The organism is Streptomyces sp. NPDC096012 (assembly GCF_040426375.1).
Taxonomy (GTDB): domain Bacteria; phylum Actinomycetota; class Actinomycetes; order Streptomycetales; family Streptomycetaceae; genus Streptomyces.
In genome coordinates this window covers 1-3,081 of record NZ_JBEOTD010000012.1, presented here as the reverse complement: position 1 = coordinate 3,081, position 3,081 = coordinate 1, and the positions used below count along the sequence as shown (strand labels likewise).

At 72.8% G+C, this 3,081-nt stretch carries 3 protein-coding genes; all 3 read left to right on the top strand.

All coding sequences use genetic code 11. From position 1 onward, the window contains the following. The first annotated feature begins 291 nt into the window (after nt 1-291). The 3 genes from ABVB68_RS14490 to proC all read left to right on the top strand — a co-directional run bounded on the left by ABVB68_RS14490 (nt 292) and on the right by proC (nt 2,884). Nucleotides 292-1,092: an ABC transporter ATP-binding protein gene (locus tag ABVB68_RS14490; protein ID WP_353601394.1), complete on the top strand. Its 801-nt coding sequence runs from the start codon at nt 292-294 to the stop codon at nt 1,090-1,092. Next, nucleotides 1,089-1,883 (top strand): ABC transporter permease, encoded by a 795-nt coding sequence (locus ABVB68_RS14485; RefSeq protein ID WP_353601393.1) that lies wholly within the window; start codon nt 1,089-1,091, stop codon nt 1,881-1,883. The genes ABVB68_RS14490 and ABVB68_RS14485 overlap by 4 nt, the downstream gene beginning before the upstream one ends. 188 nt (nt 1,884-2,071) lie before the next feature. Beyond that, the gene (gene proC / locus ABVB68_RS14480; protein ID WP_353601392.1) at nt 2,072-2,884 is read left to right on the top strand and encodes a pyrroline-5-carboxylate reductase; all 813 of its coding nucleotides are present in this window, start codon (nt 2,072-2,074) and stop codon (nt 2,882-2,884) included. The last annotated feature ends 197 nt before the right edge of the window (nt 2,885-3,081 follow it).

Below are 3,081 nucleotides of genomic sequence, written 5' to 3'. Positions count from 1 at the left end.
ACCGCCCGCGCTCCACTGCGGCCCCCCGCGCTGCACCCCCCCCCGCGCTGCACTGCCCCCCGCTCCACTGCCGCAACCCACCCCTGCCGCCTCGTGCCCCCACCCCCACCCCCGCCCCCCTCACCCCTTACTCCTCACCTCCTCCCCTCACGCATCCGGCCGCCGCCGTTCCAGGCCGCGCCCCCAACTCCCGCCCTCCTCCTCCACCTTGACCCGCGACCGCCCAAACCTGCCGTGCAAACGGCCGTTCCCCCTTGACGCGCACCGCCGGACGGGCCGATTATTCATCGCATGATGAATTACGAGCCGGACCCACCCCACCCGGCCCCCACGCCGGCCGTCCACGCCGAGGACCTCACCGTCGTGCGCGGACCCCGTACCGTCCTGCACGACCTCCGCTTCGCCGTCCCCCGCGGCCAGATCACCGGTCTGCTCGGCCCGTCCGGCTGCGGCAAATCGACCCTCATGCGCGCCGTCGTCGGTACCCAGGCCAAGGTCACCGGCACCCTGAACGTCCTCGGCCGCCCGGCCGGTCACCCCGGCCTCCGCAGCCGGATCGGCTACGTCACCCAGGCCCCCTCCGTCTACGACGACCTGACCGTCCGCCAGAACCTCGAGTACTTCGCCGCGATACTCGACCCCGGCCGTACCGCCGCCGAACGCCGCCGCGGCCACGTCACCCAGGCCATCGCCGACGTCGACCTGACCAGCCACGCCGACGCCCTCGCGGGCAACCTCTCCGGGGGGCAGCGCAACCGCGTCTCCCTGGCCGTCGCCCTCCTCGGCGCCCCCGAACTCCTCGTCCTCGACGAGCCGACCGTCGGCCTCGACCCCGTTCTGCGCCGCGACCTGTGGAACCTCTTCCACGACCTGGCCACCACCCGCGGCACCACCCTCCTCGTCTCCTCCCACGTCATGGACGAGGCAGAGCGCTGCCACCGCCTCCTCCTCATGCGCGAGGGCGAGATCCTCGCCGACGACACCCCGGACGCCCTGCGCGCCGGCACCGGCAGCGACACCGTCGAGGCCGCCTTCCTGCACCTCGTGGACGAGGCCGCCACGGCCGGACGCACCAAGGAGAGCACCCGATGAGCACGACGGCCCCCGCGCACACCCCCGCCCACAGCGCCGCACCCACCGGCGCGTTCAGCCCGGCCCGCACCACCGCCACGGCCGCCCGGGTCCTGCGCCAGCTGCGCCACGACCCGCGCACCATCGCGCTGATGGTCCTCGTCCCGTGCCTGATGCTGGTCCTGCTGCGCTACGTCTTCGACGCCACCCCGCGCACCTTCGACAACATCGGCGCCTCCCTGCTCGGGATCTTCCCGCTGATCACGATGTTCCTGGTCACCTCCATCGCCACCCTGCGCGAACGCACCTCCGGCACCCTCGAACGCCTCCTCGCCATGCCCCTCGGCAAGGCGGACGTCATCGCCGGCTACGCCCTGGCCTTCGGTGTCATCGCCATCGTCCAGTCGGCCCTCGCCACCGGCCTCGCGGTGTGGCTGCTCGGCCTGGACGTCACCGGTTCGCCCTGGCTGCTGCTGCTCGTCGCCCTCCTGGACGCCCTGCTCGGCACGGCCCTGGGCCTCTTCGTCTCGGCCTTCGCGGCCTCCGAGTTCCAGGCGGTCCAGTTCATGCCCGCGGTGATCTTTCCCCAGCTCCTCCTGTGCGGCCTGTTCACCCCGCGCTCCGACATGCACCCGGTGCTCGAGGCGATCTCCGACGTCCTGCCGATGTCCTACGCCGTCGACGGCATGAACGAGGTCCTGCGCCACACCGACATGACCGCGACCTTCCTCCGCGACATCCTGATCGTGGCCGGCTGCGCGCTGCTGGTCCTGGGAGTGGGCGCGGCCACCCTCAGGCGCCGCACGGCGTAAGCGGCCGAGTTTGAGGCGCCGCACGGCACAGACACCCGTACCTCATGCCCGTACCTCATGCCCGCACGGCATGGGCACCGGCGCCTCGGCGGCCGGCCGCCGGACGGCACCGGCACCGGCACCCGCGGCGGTGTCCCGCCAACCGGACAACCGCCGCCACCTGTCAGTGCCGGTGCGAGGATGACCCCATGAGCCAGAAAGTCGCAGTCCTCGGCACCGGCAAGATCGGCGAAGCCCTGCTCAGCGGAATGATCCGGGCCGGCTGGGCCCCCGCCGACCTCCTGGTCACCGCCCGCCGCCCCGAACGCGCCGAGGAACTCCGCACCCGCCACGGAGTCAGCCCGGTCAGCAACACCGAGGCCGCCAAGACCGCCGACACCCTGATCCTCACGGTCAAGCCGCAGGACATGGGCACCCTGCTGGACGAACTCGCCCCGCACGTGCCCGCGGACCGCCTGGTCATCAGCGGAGCGGCCGGTATCCCCACGTCCTTCTTCGAGGAGCGCCTGGCCGCGGGCACCCCGGTCGTCCGCGTCATGACCAACACCCCGGCCCTCGTCGACGAGGCCATGTCGGTCATCTCCGCCGGCAGCCACGCCACCGCCGCCCACCTGGCCACCGCCGAGGACATCTTCGGCGCCGTCGGCAAGACGCTCCGCGTCCCGGAGAGCCAGCAGGACGCCTGCACCGCCCTGTCCGGCTCCGGCCCGGCGTACTTCTTCTATCTGGTCGAGGCCATGACCGACGCCGGCATCCTGCTCGGCCTGCCCCGCGACAAGGCCCACGACCTCATCGTCCAGTCCGCCATCGGCGCCGCCGTGATGCTCCGCGACAGCGGCGAACACCCCGTCAGGCTGCGCGAGAACGTCACCTCCCCGGCCGGCACGACGATCAACGCCATCCGCGAACTGGAGAACCACGGAGTACGCGCCGCCCTCATCGCCGCCCTGGAAGCCGCGCGCGACCGCAGCCGTGAGCTCGCCACCGGCAAGAAGGACTGAGACCGACCACGACGACCGAGACGCCCGTCCCGGCACCGGGAGCTGTGGACGGGACACGCCCGTTCCGGCGCCGGGAGCTGTGGACGGACACGCCCGTCCGGGCACCCGGAGCGGCCGACCGCACGACCGTCCCGGTGCCGGGAGCGACCAGCGCCAAGACTGGCCCGGAGCCCAAGGCCGACGCCAAGCCCAAGACC